The 14,527-nt window shown below is 68.0% G+C and carries 12 protein-coding genes and 1 pseudogene; 5 read left to right on the top strand and 8 right to left on the bottom strand.

Going from position 1 to position 14,527, the window contains the following annotated elements; all coding sequences use genetic code 11:
• Positions 1-145: 145 nt before the first annotated feature.
• The 3 genes from ACQP2D_RS35480 to ACQP2D_RS35470 are packed head-to-tail and all read right to left on the bottom strand — an operon-like array spanning position 146 to position 3,787.
• Complete coding sequence (locus ACQP2D_RS35480; protein WP_433680295.1) at positions 146-1,381, bottom strand: NAD(P)/FAD-dependent oxidoreductase; 1,236 nt, start codon at positions 1,379-1,381, stop codon at positions 146-148.
• On the bottom strand, positions 1,378-2,838 hold the full coding sequence (locus ACQP2D_RS35475) for an aldehyde dehydrogenase (NADP(+)) (protein ID WP_433680294.1): 1,461 nt from the start codon (positions 2,836-2,838) through the stop codon (positions 1,378-1,380). Before ACQP2D_RS35475 ends, ACQP2D_RS35480 begins: the two co-directional genes overlap by 4 nt.
• 37 nt (positions 2,839-2,875) lie before the next feature.
• The gene (locus ACQP2D_RS35470) at positions 2,876-3,787 is read right to left on the bottom strand and encodes a dihydrodipicolinate synthase family protein (protein ID WP_433680293.1); all 912 of its coding nucleotides are present in this window, start codon (positions 3,785-3,787) and stop codon (positions 2,876-2,878) included.
• A 260-nt stretch (positions 3,788-4,047) separates the two neighbouring features.
• On the opposite strand from ACQP2D_RS35470, the pseudogene abaF reads away from it, so the two are divergent.
• Both abaF and ACQP2D_RS35460 read left to right on the top strand, forming a co-directional pair.
• A pseudogene (gene abaF, locus ACQP2D_RS35465) lies at positions 4,048-5,399 on the top strand (fosfomycin efflux MFS transporter AbaF).
• 79 nt (positions 5,400-5,478) lie between these two features.
• Positions 5,479-6,141, top strand: coding sequence for a GntR family transcriptional regulator (locus tag ACQP2D_RS35460; protein WP_433680292.1), 663 nt, complete (start codon positions 5,479-5,481; stop codon positions 6,139-6,141).
• Positions 6,142-6,206: 65 nt separating this feature from the next.
• Here ACQP2D_RS35460 and ACQP2D_RS35455 read toward each other — a convergent pair whose 3' ends face one another.
• The gene (locus tag ACQP2D_RS35455) at positions 6,207-6,815 is read right to left on the bottom strand and encodes a TetR/AcrR family transcriptional regulator (protein ID WP_433680291.1); all 609 of its coding nucleotides are present in this window, start codon (positions 6,813-6,815) and stop codon (positions 6,207-6,209) included.
• 66 nt (positions 6,816-6,881) lie between these two features.
• Here ACQP2D_RS35455 and ACQP2D_RS35450 point away from each other — a divergent pair, with 66 nt between their 5' ends.
• On the top strand, positions 6,882-7,289 hold the full coding sequence (locus ACQP2D_RS35450) for a PaaI family thioesterase (RefSeq protein WP_433680290.1): 408 nt from the start codon (positions 6,882-6,884) through the stop codon (positions 7,287-7,289).
• A 198-nt stretch (positions 7,290-7,487) separates the two neighbouring features.
• Here the strand turns inward: ACQP2D_RS35450 and ACQP2D_RS35445 are convergent, their stop codons facing one another.
• Positions 7,488-8,210, bottom strand: coding sequence for a TetR/AcrR family transcriptional regulator (locus ACQP2D_RS35445; protein WP_433680289.1), 723 nt, complete (start codon positions 8,208-8,210; stop codon positions 7,488-7,490).
• An 87-nt stretch (positions 8,211-8,297) separates the two neighbouring features.
• On the opposite strand from ACQP2D_RS35445, the gene ACQP2D_RS35440 reads away from it, so the two are divergent.
• Complete coding sequence (locus ACQP2D_RS35440; protein WP_433680288.1) at positions 8,298-9,410, top strand: FAD-dependent oxidoreductase; 1,113 nt, start codon at positions 8,298-8,300, stop codon at positions 9,408-9,410.
• Positions 9,411-9,527: 117 nt separating this feature from the next.
• Here ACQP2D_RS35440 and ACQP2D_RS35435 read toward each other — a convergent pair whose 3' ends face one another.
• From ACQP2D_RS35435 to ACQP2D_RS35425, 3 genes are all read right to left on the bottom strand, one after another.
• Complete coding sequence (locus ACQP2D_RS35435; protein WP_433680287.1) at positions 9,528-10,115, bottom strand: DUF308 domain-containing protein; 588 nt, start codon at positions 10,113-10,115, stop codon at positions 9,528-9,530.
• 219 nt (positions 10,116-10,334) lie between these two features.
• On the bottom strand, positions 10,335-11,243 hold the full coding sequence (locus tag ACQP2D_RS35430; RefSeq protein ID WP_433680286.1) for an alpha/beta fold hydrolase: 909 nt from the start codon (positions 11,241-11,243) through the stop codon (positions 10,335-10,337).
• Positions 11,243-11,674: a hypothetical protein gene (locus ACQP2D_RS35425; protein WP_433680285.1), complete on the bottom strand. Its 432-nt coding sequence runs from the start codon at positions 11,672-11,674 to the stop codon at positions 11,243-11,245. Before ACQP2D_RS35425 ends, ACQP2D_RS35430 begins: the two co-directional genes overlap by 1 nt.
• A gap of 129 nt (positions 11,675-11,803) precedes the next feature.
• On the opposite strand from ACQP2D_RS35425, the gene ACQP2D_RS35420 reads away from it, so the two are divergent.
• Complete coding sequence (locus tag ACQP2D_RS35420; protein ID WP_433680284.1) at positions 11,804-14,518, top strand: AAA family ATPase; 2,715 nt, start codon at positions 11,804-11,806, stop codon at positions 14,516-14,518.
• Positions 14,519-14,527 lie beyond the last annotated feature (9 nt).

The raw sequence follows: 14,527 nt of genomic DNA, 5'->3' as shown, positions 1-14,527 counted from the left end.
CATCGAGATACCCGCTCCCACCGCGGTGTGGTGCCGACTACGCACCTGCGATCGTTGCCACGGATCCCGATGCAGCGTCGAACGGAAGCCGGCGATCGGTCGGCGTGGCCTGATGGCACGGCATTGCGCCGAATCGGGTTGGGGTTCAAGGGGACACCTTCTCTGCGGTCGATTCGATAGGGCGCGAGTCGATGACGGCTGGTCGATCGACGGTGAATGCCCCCATGTCCACCTCGTCCGCGCGGCCTGCGAGGGCGGAGGCGAGCAAGTGCGCGGTGCCGACCGATAGGCCGATTCCGGCACCCTCGTGGCCGGTCGCGTGCCAGAGGCCGCGCAGGCGTGGGTCGGGGCCGATGACCGGGAGGTGGTCGTCGACGTAGGGGCGGAAGCCGCCGTAGGCGCGCATGATTGCCACGTCGGCGAGGACCGGGAACAAGCGCAGTGTCTTGCGGGCGATGGCGGCCAAGCTGTCCGGGCGCAGTCGGTTGTCGAAGCCGTATTGGCGGCGTGAGGAGCCGAGTAGGAGTGGTCCGCCGCGGGTCGATTCGACGACGGCGGAGGATTGCAGTGCCGCGTCCGAGCTGCCGACGGCGCCGACATAATCCGCGTCGTAGACCTTATGAAAAACGGTGGGCGGCATGGGCGCCGTGATCAGGACGTCGCCACGTCGCGGTCTGACCGCGATCGGTGCGCCGAGCAGCTTGGACACCGGCCCCGACCAGGGGCCCGCGGCATTGATCACGATGTCGGCATTGCGCGGTCCCTTGGTGGTCTGCACACCGATCAGGCGACCGGCGCGCACGAGGGGGCCGGTGACGGCGCACCGTGTCTCGACGACGGCGCCGGACGCGGCGGCGAACCCGATCAGGGCTGCCGCCGCGCCGACGGGTTGGACCTGGGCGTCGTCGGGGTAATAGACGCCTGCGGTCACATCCCGGGTCAACGCGGGCTCGGCCTCGGCCAGCCGGTCCGCGTCGAGGTCTTCGCAATGCACCCCGGCGACCCGCTGTCCGCGGGCGAACTCGTCCAGCGCGGTGGCCCCGGCTTCGGTGGTGGCAACGACGATGCCGCCCTTGGGTTCCCATTCGACGGCCGCGACATCCTCGGGCAGTCGCTCGGCGATGCGTTCCAGGATGTCGGGCCACAGCCTGCGCGAGAACTGCGCGAGCTCCAGTTCGGGCCCCGGTCCCTTATCGGAGACCAGTATGTTGCCCTCGCCGTGTGCGGTGGTGCCCGAGGCCAACCCGCCCGCCTCACAGACCCGCACCGAAGCGCCTTCGAGGGTGAGCCGGTCCGCGAGCGCGCATCCGATCATGCCGCCGCCGATGATCAGCACGTCGGTACCCACCAGGGACGAAGCGCCGGACGAGTCGAGAGTCATTGCGCACGTGCCCCGTTCACCGAACGCGGCACGCCGAGCGGGTTCTCGGTGCGCAACTGCGGCGGCAGCAGCTCCTCGGGCACCGACTGGAACGCCACCGGACGCAGGAAGCGCATGATGGCCGCGGTCCCTACCGATGTCGCCGACGGTGCGGTGCTGGCCGGGTAAGGGCCGCCGTGCTGTTGTGCGTAGGTCACCGAAAGCCCGGTGGGCCATGCGTTCCAGAGCACCCGACCGGCTGTCCCCGCCGCGGCGGCGAGCAGCGCGCGAGTGGTGTCGTCGGCGTGATCGCCGAAGACGGACACCGTCAGCTCACCGTGCACCGAGCGGGCCAGCGCCAGCAGCTCAGCGGTATCGCGATAGCTCACCAACAGCGTTGCCGGGCCGAACATCTCGTGCATCAGCGCGTCACGATCGGCGAGCACGGTCCGCGCGGTGGTGGCCAGCAGCAATGCCTCCCCTGGACCACCACCGGCCAGCACCCGCACCTCAGGATGCGAACGCACCTGTTCGACGGCGCGGGCGAACCCGGCCGCGATGGCATCGTTGAGCATCTCTCCCGTGGGCACCGGCGCGGTCCGGGCCAGCTCGGCCGGCACCGGTGACCCCTCGGGCACCGCTACCAACCCGGGCTTGGTACACAGTTGCCCGGCGCTCGAGCTCACCGCGGTCAGCAGCCCCTCGGCAATCTCGGTAGCCCGCGACTGTGCCGCATCGGCTGTCACGAAGACCGGATTAATAGACCCCAACTCCCCGTAAAAGGGAATCGGCACCGGCCGCCGGCACGCCAGGTCATACAGCGCCCGCCCACCAGCGGTAGAGCCGGTGAAAGCCACGGCGGCGACGGCGGGATGGGTCAGTGCCTGCACCCCCGCCGCGCGACCGAAGATCAGACCGAACGTCCCACCGGGCGCACCGCATTCGGCGATCGCCTCGTCGATAAGCCTGCCGACCGCACGCGACAGCGCCGGATGCCCGGGATTGCCCTTTACTATCACCGGACACCCCGCGGCCAGCGCGGATGCGGTATCACCGCCCGGGACGGAGAATGCGAACGGGAAGTTGCTGGCAGCGAAGTTGAGGACCGGGCCGAGCGGGATGTTCATCCGGCGCAGGTCCGGCCGCGGCGCACCCATCGGCCAGTCCGCATCCGCGCCGTCGATGCGCACATCGAGGAAACCACCATCGAGCACCTGCTGCGCGAACAGCCGCAACTGGAAACTCGTGCGCTTCAGCTCGCCGGCCAGCCGCGGTTCGGCCAGATGCGTCTCACGCATGGCCAGGGGGATCAGCTCTGCGGCATGTGCGTCGAGCCGGTCGGCGATGCCGTCGAGCATCCGGGCGCGGTCGACCGGTTCACTCGCCGCCCACGGTCCCGCTGCCGCCGCGGCGGCTTCGACGATGGCATCGACCTCGTCCACCGTGGTATCGGCGTCGGATTCGACCATGAAGGTCATCGCGTTCTCACTTCCCGTGTGCACGTGGGGATTTCGGCTACCGATGGCCCTTGGCCAGCACCTCGCGGGTGTCGGCGGTGATCTTCGCGACGAGTTCGGGCGCGAGTGGAACTCGCGGCGGGCGGCACGCACCGCCGGGCCGTCCGGCCAGGTCCATCGACAGCTTGATCGCGTGCACGAATTCGGTCTTCGAATCCCAGCGCAGCAGCTTGTGCAGCTCGCGATACAGCGGAAGCGCTTTGTCCAGGTCCCGGTTCACCGACGCGTTGTACAGCTCCAGCGTCGCCTGCGGGATCGCGTTCGGATATCCCGCCACCCAGCCGACCGCACCCGCGATGCCGAGTTCGAGGACGACATCGTCGGAGCCGATGAGCACATCGAGTTCCGGTGCGAGCTCCTTGATTTCGTAGAAGCGGCGCACATCGCCGGTGAACTCCTTGACGCCGACGATCAGGCCCTCGGCATGCAATTCGGCCAGGATGTCCGGGGTCAGGTCGATGCGCGTATCGATCGGGTTGTTGTACGCCACGATCGGCAGTCCCACCTGCGCGACCGTGCGGTAGTGATCGAGGATCGAATCCCAGCCGCCGCGATAGGTGTTGGGCGGCAACAGCATCACCGCATGCGCTCCGGCCTCGGCGGCCTGCTCGGCCCACCTGCGCGCTTGCAGCGCCCCGTAGGCGGCGATACCCGGCATCACCGTGAATCCCGCAGGGGCGGCGGCGATGGCCGTGGTCACCACCTTGGCCCGTTCCTCGTCACCGAGGGTCTGATATTCGCCGAGCGAGCCGTTCGGGCTCACGCCGTGGCATCCGTTGGCCGCCAGCCATGCCACGTGTTCGGCGTAGGCGTCGTAGTCGACCGCGAGGTCCTCGGTGAACGGCAAGGTCGTCGCGACCAACACCCCGTGCCAGGGCTTGTCAGCTGCCAACGTAGTCGTTTCGGTCATGAGAACCTCCATCTGCTCGAGTCCGGGGAGAGCGCCCGGCCGCCTCTGCCACGCAGTGCCGTGTGACATTGCACTGAAGCTAGCGGATGTGGTGACGCTCACGCAACCACTTGCGTGAGCGTCGTCACTTCCCTATGGTGCAATGTCACACATCACAGTGCGTAGGTTTTCGCGCTCCGGGATCCCTAGTTCGGAGGCGCTGACCTCGGCGTGCTCGGTTCGCCCGACATGCCATTCGATCTCCGACGAAGGTGAACATGATGACCGCTGTCGACGACACCGCGACGACGCAACAACACGTCAAGGCCCGTGCCGGACTGCGCCGGGTCGTGGCCGCGGCCATGGCGGGCGCGGTTGCCGAGTGGTATGAGTTCTTCCTGTACGGCACCGCGTCGGCACTCGTGTTCGGCGAGGTCTTCTTCCGTTCCAGCGGCAACGCCGTCGACGGGATCATCGCCGCGTTCGCCCTGTACGCGGTCGGATTTCTCGCCCGCCCCTTCGGCGGCCTGCTGTTCGGGCACTTCGGCGACCGCGTGGGACGTAAAGCGTTGCTGCAACTCAGCCTGGTCGTCGTCGGCATAACCACGTTCCTCATGGGTTGTCTGCCGACCTTCGACGCCATCGGATACCTGGCGCCGATCCTGCTGGTGACGCTGCGGTTGATCCAAGGTTTCGCCTTCGGCGGTGAATGGGGCGGGGCGGTGCTACTGGTCAGCGAGCACAGTCCGGATCATCGCCGCGGATTCTGGGCCAGTTGGCCGCAAGCGGGCGTGCCGCTGGGAAATGTGCTCGCGACCGTCGTGCTGCTCGTGCTGTCGGGGAGTCTGTCCGACGAGCAGTTCCTGTCCTGGGGCTGGCGCGTCGGCTTCTGGCTGTCGGCCATCGTTGTGATCGTCGGTTATTGGGTGCGGTCCAGCGTCGATGACGCACCGATCTTCCTCGAGGCACAGGCTCGGGTGGAGGCGGATCAGCGTCGCTCACTCGGCATCGTCGAGGTGCTGCGCTTCCATCGACGCGAAGTGCTGATCGGCATCGGCGCGCGGTTCGCCGAGAACATCCTCTACTACATCGTGGTGACCTTCTCGATCACCTATCTCGAGCTCATCGTAAAGTGGACACCGCGCCGATCCTGGCGTTGATGCTCGCCGCGCACCTACTGCACTTCTTCCTGATCCCGGCCGCCGGACTGCTGTCGGATCTGATCGGCCGCAGGCCGGTCTATCTCACCGGCGCCGTACTCACCGCCGGATGGGGATTCGTCGCCTTCCCGATGATGGACACCGGCAACTACGCGGTGATCATCGCCGCGATCACGCTGGGGCTGGCGATCGAATCACTCACCTACGCACCGTATTCCGCGCTCATGACCGAAATGTTCCCGACCCGCATCCGGTATACGGCGCTGTCTTTCTGCTGTCAGGTCGCGCCGATTCTGGCAGGCTCACTGGCACCGCTGATCGCCATCAGCCTGCTCAGCCGATTCCGCAGCTCGGTCCCGATCTCCCTGTATCTGGTTGCGGCGGCGACGATCTCGGTCATCGCGGTCGGCCTGGCGAAAGAGACCTCGGGCAAGTCGCTGCGGGATGTCGACGCGGCGGCGGTTGAGCGGTGAGGTGCCGTATGCAACGTGACATGGCATAGAATGCCTTCGACCGATCGAATCAGCGGACCTTGGGCAGGGGAACGATCCCGTGAATATCGACCACTTCACCCAGATGGAGAAGGTCAGCCTCCGCGATAAGGTTTCGCGGGCGCTGCGCGCGGCCATCATCGCCGGCGAAATGGAGCCGGGGGTGGTGTATTCGGCGCCGACCCTCGGCGCCCGGTTCGGGGTATCCGCCACGCCCGTTCGCGAAGCGATGCAAGATCTGGCGCGCGAAAACCTCATCTCGATCGTGCCGAACAAGGGATTCCGAGTCACCGAGGTCGCCGAAAAAGATCTCGACAACATCACCGAGATCAGGCTGCTTCTCGAACCGCCGATCGTCCGCGATGTCACCCCGCTGATTCCGGTCGCGGACCTTCCACGGCTGCGCGAACTTGCCGCCGAGATCGTCCAGGGTGCCGAAAAGGGTGATCTGGTCGAATACACCGCCGCCGACCAGGTCTTCCACCTGACCCTGCTCGGCTATGCGGACAACCCGCGCCTGACCAGCCTCGTCTCCGACCTGCGCGACCACACCCGTCTGTTCGGCCTCGCCTCGCTGGCCGAGAAGGGTGAACTCGTCGACGTGGCCCGCGAACACTTCACCATCGTCGACATCATCGAATCCAGAGATCAGGACGCCATCGAACGCTTCATGCGCGACCACATCAGCCAGGCCAGAGGCCGCTGGGCAAAACCGCAAGCATGAGAAATGGTTCGCGTTAGCATCGGTTCGCCGCCGCGGCCGTTGGTCGCGGTTGTCTCGGTGCTCGATCAAACGGCGGCCTTGTCCGTTTCGGCTGGCAAGTTGTTCAGCAGGGTGCGCACCATGGTTGGTACCTGGACGTCGAGTTCTGTGGGTATCGGCCGGTCGGCTGTGAGATATCGCCGCACCGCGGCGTAGGGCAGGTCGACAACGGTGAGAACGATCGTTGCCGTGGACAATCCGGTTTCGGTGCGTAACGAGTGGACGAGTTGACGGATGGCCGCGTCCCACCGGGCCGCTTCGCTGGCGCGCTCCTCACGCGCGGTGGCGGGCCAGCTTTCGGGAGCGAAGTGGTGGACACCCGCGAGCAGGACCTGCGCATCGAGCGGGCTGCTCCGACACCACCGCACGATGTGGCCTGTGATCGCGGCGGCGGCCTCGACCGGATCGTTCTCGTCGAACAGGACGTAGGCGTCTCGATGCAGGTGCCCGACGGCCCTGTTCCACAGGGCAGCCAGCAATGAGGGCCGGTCGGCGAAGCGATGGTAGACCGACCCGCTCGGTGCACCAGATTCTCGGATCACACCGGACATCGTGACGCCAGCGGGACCCTGCTCGGCCAGCAGCCGCGCAGCAGCGTCGAGGATCGCCGCGGTGTCGTGTACGAATCTCACCACACTGTAGAGATTACTCTCCAGACCTCGTTGTAGAGTGAAGTCTCTACAGCGATGAGAGGACCGATCATGACCATCACCACCGAAGACGTCTACCGACTTGCTCCGTTCGTCCGCACCCTAGGAGTCGAGTTCACCGAACTCACACCCGCCGCAGTCACTGCCCGCCTGACCCACACCGTCGAGCTGTCGACAACAGGGGGTGGCCTGCACGGCGGTGCCCTGATGGGGTTGGCCGATGCGGCGGCCGCGGTCTGCGCGGCCCTCAATTCGGCCCCGGGGGCGCTGCCCGCGACGGCCGATTCGACGACGCATTTCCTGCGTCCGGTCCGCACAGCGGCGCATGCGGTCGCCGAGCCGATGCGTATCAGCCGCAATGCGGTGGTGGTGGGTGTGCAAATCACCGACGAATCCGGCGAGCTGTGCGTCCATGTGATCCAAACAGTGCAGACACGCGTTCCGCACGCGGCCGCCTGAGGCCGAAAGATCGGCGATCCGCATCCCCGGTCGCATAGCCTTTCCCCTGATCAGCCCGCTGCTCGGGTATCGCGCAGTGTCGTGGAGGTCAGCGGGTTCGAGTCCCCTTAGCTTCACTGAATAGGGAAGCCGCAGGTCATCGACCTGCGGCTTGCCTATTGTGTGGCATTGCGCGAACACATTGCGGTGGTTCACCTGTCAGGCTGGCGGGCTGAGGTTGTCCATGATCAGGTCGAGAGTGAACGCGAACCGGTCGGGTCCGGTGCCGGAGGTCAGCTCGGCGGCATAGCGCCGGGTCTGCGGAAACGTGTCGGCGGGCAGCGCGGTGAACCGGCGCACCAGCTCCGCGCGGCTGACGACCCACTCCTGATCCGGGTGTTTCCGCCGATTCTGGACCAGCGACTGCTCCAGGGCGTAGGCGCTGACGTAGAGGGATAGCGCGTCCAGCGCCCAGGCGGCGGTCCGCGGTTCGATTCCGCCCGCGAGCAGGATCGCGAACATCCCCTCCCTGACCCGCAGCGCCTCGAGGTTGGTGGGGACCATGGCCAGTGCAGCGCGCGAGACCCCGGGGTATTTCAGGTACTGGTCGCGGATCTGCGTGAACACGTCGAGGAGCTGGCTGCGCCACGTGGCCGGGTCCGGTTCGGGCAGCGAGATCTCGGCGCTGAGCCTGCCGACCAGCAGATCGTCGATGTCGTCCTTGTTGACGATGTGTGCGTACAGCGACGAGGGCCCGGTGCCGAGCACCGCGGCGACCCGGCGGATGGTCAGCGCGTCGTAACCCTCGGTGGCGACGACCTCCAACGCGGCATCGGTGATCCGGGCGACCGTGATGGGCTCCTTGCGGGGTGAGGACGCCGCGGCGTCCTCGGTGAATTGGGCGTGACGAGCCGCTCGGCGTTGTCGGGGATCGGCGGGCATGCCGGCCACTATAGCTTGACGCGAACTTAGTTCGTCAAGTAGAACATAGTTCGTTACGGTAGAACTAAGTTCGCATGGAGGTGCGTGGTGCGAGTTTCCATTGTCGGAGCCGGTCTGGGTGGCCTGTGCCTGGCGCAGGGCCTGCGCGGGGCCGGGATCGAGGCCGAGGTGTACGAGCGGGACCCGGCGATCACCGCCCGGTTCCAGGGCTACCGGCTGGTACTGAACCCGGGAGGCTTCGAGGCGCTGCGCGGCTGCCTGCCGCAGCGCTGGCACCCGCTGCTGGACGCCATTGTCGGCGACGCCTACGGCGAGCGGCTGATCCTGGACCCACAGCTCAACCAGGTCGGTGCGCTCGGCCCCGGCCGGACCGGGATCGTGGTCGACCGGCATGTGCTCCGCCACCTGCTGCTCACCGGCCTGCCGGTGCACACCGGGGCCGCGCTGACCGGCTACGACCTGCTGGCGGACGGCCAGGTCGAAGCGCGGTTCGCCGACCGCGACCCGGTAACGGCAGACCTGCTCGTCGGCGCCGACGGCGTCGGCTCCGCCGTCCGATCGGTGCTGTCCCCGCAGACCACCCCGACCGACACCGGGGTCCGGTTCGTCATCGGCCGCACACCGCTGACCGATCGGTTTGCCGGACTGTCTCGGGCGTTCGGTTCGAAGATCGCCGGCGACGGGGTGAGCCTGCTGCTCGGCGCTATGCGGTTCCGTACCCCGCCGAAGGAGGCGGCCGAGGCGCTGGCACCCGAGGTGACTCTGCCCGATATCCGCGACTACGTGCGCTGGGCCATGATCCTGCCGCCGAACGGCTCGCTCGGCACCGCGACCCCACAGGAGGCCGTCCTGTCCAGGATGCCGGGCTGGCACCCGGACCTGCGGGCGCTGATCGAACAGGCCGATCCGGACAACAGCACCCTGCTCTCCATCCGGGTGGTCGAGCCCGGCGAACGCTGGGCACCCGGTCCGGTCACGCTGCTCGGCGACGCCATCCACGCCACCTCACCGACCCGCGGCAACGGCGCCAACACCGCCCTGCGCGACGCCGACCTGCTCCGCCGCTGCCTCACCGGAGGCCGCGACCTCCTCAGCGCGGTCGGCGACTACGAACGCCAGATGTTCGAATACGGCGCCGAGGCCGTCCGCTTCAGCCTCGAGGCGCTGCCCGCCATCGCCTCGCAGACAGAACCGGCCTGACGCAAACCGCGAAAGCCCGGTTTCCTGCTCATCAAACATCCGCTTCTGGTGCTCTATGTCCTTACTCGAACCCATTGCAGGTTCGATCGGCGAACAGCGGCGCGTCACGGCCGACTTCTACAGTTGCGCGGTCGATCGCTGTGACCGTGACTTCCAGACCAGCAGTGCGGCCTGCGCGATGAAGAAGACGCCGCCGCCGGTGGCGTAGACGGACAGGACATCCAGGGATGGGGATCGGCCGGTGGCCTGGGCGACGTAGAAGGCGCCGACGAGGAACGACAGGCCGCCGGAGATCAGGGTCGGCCATTGCTTGCCCAGGGCGGGACCGCGCCGGTAGAGGCCGATGGCCAGTTGGGCTGCTCCGGATATTGTTGCCCAGACACCGAATACGCCTAGCACTGCGGCTACACCGCTGGCGGTCCCGGCGATACCTATGGCGATGGCGGCCAGTGTGCTCAGGACGCCGTTGAAGGCGGTCACGCGGCGTTCGGAGCCGTCCGGCACCGCGAGAAAGTCGATGAAGGACGACACCGCATCGATGAGCGGGTAGGCGATCAGGAGAATGAGCGCGACGGCGTTCAGGTGGTCGTGGGCCGCAGCGAAAGCTAGGGCCCACCCTATCGCCAGGATGCCGCGGCCCAGATACAGGCGGATCAGTGACGAACGCTCGGCCGTCGAAACGGGCAGTGCCGCAGTGGTGTTCATGGAAAACCTTCCATTCGATCGGTCCCCACCTGCCAAGGGATTTCCGTGACCGGTGGGCATTTTCATCGGATCGCTAGCCGAAGAGATCCCAGACGGCGGGCCCCAGCCCGTGCACTATCGCGGTCTGCGCCCAGAGCCACAGCGACACCGGGCCTGCGAAAACCGCTGCCACACTTGCCCGGTCGCTCCACCGGAACGCACGTAATGAGGGCATGCCGATCACCCTTCCCGTGCGAAGACGAATTCCCGGACCGCGTCGGCGAAGCGCTGGGGTTCCTCCAGATGTCCCATATGCCCGCTGTGTTCCAGGACGTGCAGTCGCGAATCGGGGATCAGTTCGTGCAGTTCCCGTGCCCAGCGCGGTCCGCAGATGACATCGAGGCGGCCCACGATGACCAGCGTCGGCACGGTCGAGTTCGGCAGGTCGGCGCGGTCGTCGATGAGATCGGGAGACAGGTCCGCGTCCAGTCCCGAGATATGGGTCGCCCGCAGCCCCTCCCGGAAAGGGGCCCACCGCTGTTCATCGCCCCAGTAGTCGGCGAAATAGGACGGCAGGATGCCGCGCGCGACCGCGAGGGTCTGTTCGTCGCTCGAAATGTCCTGCATCGCAGCGAATGCCGCGAGCACGTCGGCCAGTTCGGGCCGGTCGGCGTGTGCGGCCTCGAACTCCTGGATCCGGCGTGTGGCCTCGGCGCCGTGTTCGGGACCGGTCACCGGTGCGCCCTCGTAAAGGATGACACCCGCGAGCCCGGCCGAGCGGTGCACCGCGTGATAGGCGGCGACGAACGCGCCGTGCGAGTGGCCGAGCAGGAACACCTCGGGTACGCCGAGATGGTCGATCAGCCGCTGCAGCGCACGGCTGTAGCGCTCCCGGGTGTAGCCGTGCGGATGCGTTGGCAGGCGGCCTGACTCGCCGGTGCCGAGCGCCTCGACGTACACCATAGTGAGGTGTTCCTCCAGGGCGGGCATGCGCAGGTACTCCCAGAAGATCCCGGGGCCGCCGGGGTGGGCGAGGCAGACAGGCCCGCGGCCGTGGACGTGGTAGCGCTGGGTGATTCCGTCGGAATCGAAGGTGTGCACGCCAGGTGCGAGTCGTGCGGTGTCCGCGGTCGAGTGCGGTGTGGACATCACGCGGCCGCTCGCAGCGGGCCAGCGAAGGACTTGCGCAGCGAGGACGGGCCGACCAGGGGCAGCAGCGCTGCCAGGAGCTTGCCCTTGAGCGCCTGCGGCGTCCTGGTCAGTTCGACATCGACGCGCGTGCCGTTCGCTTCGGGTGTGGCGCGGAAGACCCAGCCGCCGCCCGCGCCGAAGAGTTTGGAGTCGAGTGTGGTGATGGTGACGGTGTCGCCGGCCGGATCCCAGTCGTAGCGGGCACGTTCCCAGGCGGCGGCGGTGCCCTCGGTGACCTCGGCCCAGTTCTCGCCGCGGTCGTGGACGACGAAGTATTCGGCGTCGATGGACGGCCACAGCTCGGCGCGGGCGGGTCCGAAGTCGGTGAGCACCCGCACCACCTCGGCAGGCGACAGCGTGGACAAAAAGTAGAAACGAACAGTAGCCATGGAAACACCTTCGCCGCCGCGGGCAGGGCGCCGAATCTGTCAGATGACGCTGAGTTGACGTATTCGCTGTTCGGTATCGTCGCGACAGGCCCGCGTACGCTCTCGGGGTCGGAGGAGAGATACCGCACCATGCCGCTGTTCGGACGCGACAACGAGCTCAAAGACCTGTCCGCCCTCGTGGACGGCCCCGGCGACCTCAGCGGCATCCTGATCGAGGGCGAACCAGGCATCGGCAAGTCTGCGCTGGTCGAGGAGACCGTCGCCGCTGCGGCTGTCGCGGGGGTGCGGGTGCTGCGGACCGCCGGCATCGACGCCGAACACGGGTTCGCCTACGCCGGACTGCAGCGGCTGCTGTACCCGCTGCGCCGCGAGTTCGACGCCCTACCGGCGCGCCAATTCGAGGCACTGTCAAACGCCCTGGGCATGTCGGATACCACCGCCGAGCCGAGCCCGCATCTGGTGGGGCTCGCCGCCCTGACCCTGGTGGCCGACACGGCGGCCGAGCGGCCGCTGCTGATTGTCGCCGAGGACGTGCACTGGTTCGATCCCGCCAGCGCCGAGGTACTCGCCTTTGTCGCGCGCCGTATCGACTCCGAACCCGTTGCCGTGCTCGCCACGGTGCGCGGCGGCACGAATTCATCGCTGCGCGATGCCGGACTGACCGCCATGCGGCTGAGTCCGCTGCCGGACGACGACGCGAGCGCGCTGCTCGACAGCACCGCACCGGAACTACCCGCCCCGGTCCGCCTCCGGGTACTCGCCGAGGCGCACGGCAACCCGCTGGCACTGACCGAACTGCCAACGGCCGTAGCGGATCTCGCCGAACCGCCGCCGACGCTGCCGTTGACCGAACGCCTCGAACGAGCCTTCTCGGCGCGCGGCGCCGCGCTGCCCGAGCGCACCCGGTGGGCCTTGCTCGTCGCGGCACTCGACGACAGCGATTCGATCACCGAAACACTGACTGCCGCAGGGATTCTCCTGGGATCAGAGGCGGGGACCGAGATTCTCGCGCCGGCCGTGGCAGCCCGGTTGATCGATATCGGTTCCGGCACTGTGACTTTCCGACATCCGCTGGTTCGCTCGGCCATCGCGGCGGCGGCGACGGCCGAGGAGCGCCGCCGCGCTCACTTGGCGCTCGCCGACCTGCTCTCCGAGGCTCCGGATCGCCAGGTGTGGCATCGTGCGGCGGGAACGGCCGGTGCCGACGAGGAGGTGGCCGGTGCCCTCGAAGATGCCGCCGAACGGTCCCGGCACCACGGCGGAGCCATCGCAGCGCTGGAACGTGCCGCGGCGCTCAGCGCCACACCCGGCCGACGCGCGGATCGCCTGCTGCGCGCGGCCGAACTGGCCGTCGAGTCCGGTCGCCGCGACACGACCGAACGGCTGGTCGACGCCGCGCGCACGCTCCCCCTCACGACCGAGCAGGAGGCCACCGCGACCTGGCTGCTCAGCGGGTTCGAGGACGGAATGCGCGAAAGCCCCTCGCGCATCGGCGAACTGGCCCTGCTCGCGGCCTCCGTCGCCACCGACGGGTTTCCGGATGCCGCGCTGCGGATCCTGTGGGGCGCGGCTGCGCGGTGCTTCTGGTCCGAACCCGGACCCGATACCCGGCGCGCGGTGCTCGCGGTCGCCGACACCTTCGGCATTCCCGACGGTGATCCGCGCAAGCTCGCGATCGACTCGATCGTGGCCCCGTTCGAGCGCGGAGAACAGGTCCTCGGCCACCTGCGTGCACTGGCCGCGACCACGGGCCGCGATACGGAGGTCGATCACTTTCTCAGCAGCGCGGCATATCAGGTCGGCGCTTTCGACCTCGCGGCACACTTCGCTGGTGCGGCCGCACCCGGATTCCGTTCCGCCGGGCAGCTGGGGCTGTTGACCCGGGCACTCGCGATCCAGGCCTGGAGCCTGGCCCGGCTCGGTGACCTCGCCGCCGCCGCGCCTATCGCGGCCGAGGCCGCGGCCTTCGCCCTGGAGACCGGGCAGCCCTTCATGCATGCGTCCGTCACCGCGGTACAGGCCGAAATCGCGGCTCTGCGTGGCGATTACACACAGGCTGCGGCACTCACGGCCGACGCTGAACGGACCGGACTGGCCGCCGGCGCGCGCCCCGTGCTGGCCACCGTGCAGCTCACCCGTGGGCTCATCGCGCTCGGTGAGGGCCGATTCGATGACGCTTTCACCGATCTGGCCCGCATCCACGATCCGCGCGACCCGTCGCATTCGCCGGCGTTGCGCGCGTGTTTCCTCACCGAACTCGCCGAGGCCGCGGTCCGCGCCGGGCAGACCGACGCCGTGGCGGAACTGCTGCGCGGACTGGAACCGGTGGCGGCGTCCACGCCATCACCGGCCCTGCACATCGGAATGCGGTACGCCCGAGCGGTTCTCGCCGGTGATGCAGCCGCGGACCTGTTCGCCACCGCGCTGAAGGCGGATCTCACCGGCTGGCCCGCCGAACGCGGCCGCCTGCACCTGGCCTATGGCGAGTGGCTGCGGCGACAGCGCCGGGTCGTCGAATCCCGCACCCATTTGCGCACGGCCCGAGAGATTTTCGACGCCCTCGGCTTCGCTGCGTGGAGTGAACGGGCCCGCCTGGAACTGCGCAGCGCCGGCGAATCGAGCCCGAATCGCGACCCGGACGCCCGCGAACAGCTCACCCCGCACGAATTGAGCATCGCGCAGCTGGCGGCACAGGGACTGACCAACCGGGAGATCGGGCAACGGCTGTACCTGTCACACCGGACCGTGAGCACCCATTTGCACCGCATCTTCCCCAAACTGGGGATCAGTTCACGCGGCGACCTTGCGGCGCTGCTGCCCGCCGCGAACGAGACGGCCGGTTGATCGACCGGC

It is taken from the genome of Nocardia sp. CA-119907 (genome assembly GCF_050955995.1).
GTDB lineage: Bacteria > Actinomycetota > Actinomycetes > Mycobacteriales > Mycobacteriaceae > Nocardia.
The sequence above is the reverse complement of the archived record's forward strand: the minus strand, read 5'-3'. Positions and strand labels throughout refer to the sequence as shown.

Bases quoted from the DNA above. Each gene is read 5' to 3' on its own strand.
- ACQP2D_RS35445 (WP_433680289.1), bottom strand. From the start codon at position 8,210: ATGCCCGCCGATCCCCGACAACGCCGAGCGGCTCGTCACGCCCAATTC.
- ACQP2D_RS35425 (WP_433680285.1), bottom strand. From the start codon at position 11,674: ATGGCTACTGTTCGTTTCTACTTTTTGTCCACGCTGTCGCCTGCCGAG.
- ACQP2D_RS35470 (WP_433680293.1), bottom strand. From the start codon at position 3,787: ATGACCGAAACGACTACGTTGGCAGCTGACAAGCCCTGGCACGGGGTG.
- ACQP2D_RS35475 (WP_433680294.1), bottom strand. From the start codon at position 2,838: ATGACCTTCATGGTCGAATCCGACGCCGATACCACGGTGGACGAGGTC.
- ACQP2D_RS35480 (WP_433680295.1), bottom strand. From the start codon at position 1,381: ATGACTCTCGACTCGTCCGGCGCTTCGTCCCTGGTGGGTACCGACGTG.
- ACQP2D_RS35430 (WP_433680286.1), bottom strand. From the start codon at position 11,243: ATGTCCACACCGCACTCGACCGCGGACACCGCACGACTCGCACCTGGC.
- ACQP2D_RS35450 (WP_433680290.1), top strand. From the start codon at position 6,882: ATGACCATCACCACCGAAGACGTCTACCGACTTGCTCCGTTCGTCCGC.
- ACQP2D_RS35420 (WP_433680284.1), top strand. From the start codon at position 11,804: ATGCCGCTGTTCGGACGCGACAACGAGCTCAAAGACCTGTCCGCCCTC.
- ACQP2D_RS35435 (WP_433680287.1), bottom strand. From the start codon at position 10,115: ATGAACACCACTGCGGCACTGCCCGTTTCGACGGCCGAGCGTTCGTCA.